The following is a 4,513-nucleotide window of genomic DNA, read 5'->3' on the forward strand; positions in this document are numbered from 1 at the left end:
GCGGTGAACGGCCCGGCGGCCTGTGTGATCTCCGGCGACGAACTGAAGGTCGCCGAGGTCGCGGCCCGGTTCGAGCGGACCAAGAAGCTCTCCGTGTCGCACGCGTTCCACTCGGCGCGGATGGCGCCGATGCTCGACGAGTTCCGCCAGGTCGTGCAGCAGTTGACCTTCCACGAGCCGCGGATCCCCGTGGTCTCGAACGGGTCGACCGAGCACATCGGCGATCCGGAGCACTGGGTGTCCCACGTCCGCGACACCGTCCGGTTCGCCGACACCCTGCAGATCATGGAAGCGGGCGTCGTCCTGGAACTCGGCCCCGACGGGACGCTGAGCAGCCTCGCCGAGCACGGGATCCCGGCCCGACCCGACGTCATGAAGGCGTTGGGACAGCTGCACCTGGCGGGCGTCGAGATCGACTGGCAGGCCGTCCTGCCCGACGCCCGGCCGACCGAGCTCCCGACCTACCCGTGGCAGCACCGCCGCTTCTGGCTCGAACCGGCACCCGTCGGTGGGGCCGCGGCCGACCCGGACGAGGAACGGTTCTGGGACGCCGTCGAGCGCGAGGACCTCGACGACCTCGCCGAGACGATGCAGCTCAACGGCGAGCGCCGGGAGGTCGCCCCGGCGCTGCCGGTCATCTCGGCGTGGCGGCGCGAGCGACGGCGTCGGGCCGCGCTCGACGACCTGCGGATGCACGAGACGTGGGAGCCGCGCCCGGCGCAGCCGGACCGGGGAGACCCGCCGTCGGGAACGGTGCTGGTGATCGTCCCGCCCGGGGTCGAGGCGGAGGTCGGCACCGCGATGGAGGTCGCGCCGGGCACGACGCGCGCCGACCTCGCGGCGCGCCTGGCGGGCACCGAGGCGGATCTGGTGCTGTCGCTGCTCGGCGAGCTCGGCGGTCGGGAGGCCGTGCTCGCCACGGCCGTGCTCGTGCAGGCCCTCGGCGACGCCGCCGTGCGCGCCCCGCTGTGGTGTCTGACCCGCGGCACGGCCGACCCCGCGTTCGGCGACGACCCGGGACAGACGGCGCTCGCGGGACTCGGGCGCAGCGTGGCCCTCGAGCACCCGGACCGCTGGGGCGGCCTGGTCGACGTGCCGGTCGGCGAGGTCCCGTGGGCCGAGGTGCTGGCGGCGATCTCGGCGGACGACGACGAGGACCAGCTCGCGGTCACGCCCACCGGGACCCGCGTGCGGCGCATCGTCCCCGCGGGCCCCGTGGACGCGGACGCCTGGACGCCGCGCGGCACGGTGCTCGTCACCGGCGGCACGGGTGCCCTGGGGCGGCACGTCGCCCGCTGGGCGGCCGACCGGGGGGCGGAGCACCTGGTGCTGGCGAGCCGGTCGGGAGCGGAGGCCGACGGCGTCGACGACCTCGTCGCCGACCTGGAGGCGCGGGGCGCGGCGGCGACGGTGACGTCGTGCGACCTCACCGACCGCGACGCCGTCGCCGCCCTGCTCCCGTCGTTGCCCGGCGACCTCACGGCGGTGGTGCACGCGGCCGGGGCACCGCAGCTGGCGCGGCTCGAGGAGACCACCGCGGAGGAGTTCACGCAGGTCCTCGCGGCGAAGGTCGACGGTGCCGAGCACCTCGACGCCCTCCTGCACGACACCCCGCTCGACGCGTTCGTGCTGTTCTCCTCCATCGCCGCGACCTGGGGCAGCGGGGGCCAGGCCGCCTACGCCGCGGCGAACGCCTGGCTCGACGGGCTCGCCCGGGCCCGCCGGGGCCGGGGACTCGCGGCGACCGCGGTGGCCTGGGGCGCCTGGTCCGGGGGCGGCATGGCCGGCTCGGACGAGGGCGCCGACCACCTGCGCCGCCAGGGTCTGGACCTCATGGACCCCGAGGTGGCGGTCGGTGCGCTCGGCGGGCTGCCCGACGAGGGCCCGGTGGTCGCGGTGGCGGCCGTGCGGTGGTCGCGGTTCCTGCCCGCGTTCACGACGGCGCGCCCGGCCCCGCTCTTCGCAGCGTTCGCCGAGCCCGAGGTGGTCGAGGAGGACGGCGCGGGCGACGACCGGGCCGCGACCTGGACCGCCGGACTGCTGGAACTGGCGCCCGACGACCGCGCCCGCGAGGCACTCGAGGTGGTGCGTCGGGAGGCGTCGTCGGTCGCGGGGCTGTCCGGGCCGCGGGCGGTCGATCCCGACGTCGGGTTCTTCGCGGCCGGGTTCGACTCCCTGACCGTGGTGGAGCTGCGCGACCGCCTGCGGGCCGTCACCGGCGTGACGCTCGCGACGACCGTGGTGTTCGACCACCCCACGCCCACCGAGCTCGCCGCGCACCTGCTCGACGAGGTGCTCGCGACGGTGCCGCCACCCGCACCCGAACCCGCGCCGGGTGGCCCGCTCGCGGAGCTGGACCGGCTCGAACGCTCCCTCGACGACGCGGCCGAGATCACCGCCGAGGAGCGTGCCGCCGTCGTCGACCGCCTGGAGGACCTGCTCGGGCGCTGGCGGACACCGACCGGTGACGACGGCGGCGATGCGCTCGCGGACGCGTCGGCCGAGGACATGTTCTCGCTGATCGAGCAGGAGTTCGGCAAGTCATGACCCCCAACCCCGGACCCGAGGCGAGGTGAGCGCGGTGGAGAACGAGCAGAAGCTTCTCGACCACCTCAAGTGGATGACCTCCGAGCTCCGGACGGCGAGGCGCCGGATCGCCGAGCTCGAGGAGACCGCAGGGGCGGGCGAGCCCGGAGAGCCCGACGCCGTCGCGATCGTCGGGATGGCCTGCCGCTATCCCGGCGGGGTCGCCTCGCCCGAGGACCTGTGGCAGCTCGTCGTCGACCGTCGCGACGCGATCGGCGACTTCCCCGCCGACCGCGGCTGGGACGTCGACGCCCTCTACGACCCGACCGGGTCCCGCCCCGGCACCTCCCGGGCCCGGGAGGGCGGGTTCCTCGACGGAGTCGCCGACTTCGACCCGGTGTTCTTCGGCATCTCGCCCCGCGAGGCGCTCGCGATGGACCCGCAGCAGCGGCTGCTGCTGGAGACCTCGTGGGAGGCGGTCGAGCGGGCCCGGGTCGACCCGCGGTCGCTGCGCGGCACCCGCGGCGGCGTGTTCGTCGGCTGCAGCGGCCAGGACTACGCACCCCTGCTCGGGGAGGTGGCCGCCGAGGGGCACGTCGGCACCGGCAACGCGACCAGCGTGATCTCCGGGCGCCTCGCCTACGTCCTCGGTCTCGAGGGCCCGGCGGTGACGGTGGACGCGGCGTGCTCGTCGTCGCTGGTCGCGCTGCACCTCGCGGCCGCGTCGCTGCGCCGCGGCGAGTGCGACCTCGCCCTGGCCGGCGGCGCCACCGTCATGTCGAGCCCGCAGATGTTCGTCGAGTTCAGCCGGACCGGCGCCGTCTCGCCACACGGCCGCTGCTTCGCGTTCTCGGCGGACGCCGACGGCACCGGGTGGGCCGAGGGCGTCGGGATGCTGCTCGTGGAGCGGTTGGCCGACGCCGAGCGGCTCGGGCACCCGGTGCTCGGGGTGCTGCGCGGGTCGGCGGTGAACTCGGACGGCACCTCGACCGGCCTCACCGCGCCGAACGGCCGCGCCCAGCAGGCGGTGATCCGTGCGGCCCTCGACGACGCCGGGCTCACCACGGCCGACGTCGACGTCGTCGAGGCCCACGGCACCGGCACGAAGCTCGGCGACCCGATCGAGGCGACCGCGCTCCTCGCGACCTACGGGACCGCGGACCGGAGGGAGCCGCTGTGGCTGGGGTCGCTGAAGTCGAACATCGGGCACGCGCAGGCGGCCGCCGGAGTCGGCGGCGTGATCAAGATGCTCATGGCGATGCGTCACGGGGTCCTGCCCGCGACGCTGCACGCCGGGGAACGGACCCCGCACGTCGACTGGTCGCGCGGCGCGGTGTCGCTGCTGACCTCGGCGCGGGACTGGCCGGAGGTCGGTGACCGGCCGCGTCGGGCGGGGGTGTCGTCGTTCGGGATCAGTGGGACGAATGCGCACGTGGTGGTGGAGGCGGCGCCGTCCCCTTCTGTCAGCAGTGCGGCCATGCTGACACTGGACGTCACAAAGGTGGGTGGTACGGCGGTGCCGTGGGTGCTCTCGGGGCGCACGCCGGAGGCGGTGACGGCACAGGCGGTGGCCCTGGGAACGTGGCCGGCGGAGTCGGTGGGCGACGTCGCGTACTCGCTGGCGACGGAGCGCTCGCGGTTCGAGTACGGCGCGGTGGTGACCGGGTCGTCGACGGACGAGCTGCGGGCGGCGCTGGGGACGGTGGCACCGCGGGCGGTGGGCGACGGCCGGCGGCTCGGGATCGTGTTCACCGGGCAGGGGTCGCAGCACCCGGGGATGGGCCGGGAGCTGTACGACACCTTCGAGGTGTTCCGGACGGCGTTCGACGCGGTCTGCGAGCGGTTCCCGGAGCCGGTGCGGGACATCGTGTTCGGGGACGACGCCGAGCTGCTGGCGCAAACCCAACACGCACAGGCGGGGCTGTTCGCCCTCGAGGTGGCGCTGTTCCGGCTGTTCGAGTCGTGGGGCGTGACGCCCGCGGTACTG

At 75.4% G+C, this 4,513-nt stretch carries 2 protein-coding genes; both read left to right on the forward strand.

Annotated features, from left to right (window positions below; genetic code table 11):
- Positions 1-2,547 (forward strand): SDR family NAD(P)-dependent oxidoreductase (locus tag WCD74_RS29785; protein ID WP_337698563.1); only part of this gene is annotated, 2,547 nt, incomplete at its 5' end.
- 34 nt (positions 2,548-2,581) lie between these two features.
- On the forward strand, positions 2,582-4,513 hold a 1,932-nt coding region (locus tag WCD74_RS29790; RefSeq protein WP_337698564.1), incomplete at its 3' end, for a beta-ketoacyl synthase N-terminal-like domain-containing protein.

The sequence above is a fragment of the Actinomycetospora aurantiaca genome, from assembly GCF_037401875.1.
Lineage (GTDB): Bacteria > Actinomycetota > Actinomycetes > Mycobacteriales > Pseudonocardiaceae > Actinomycetospora > Actinomycetospora aurantiaca.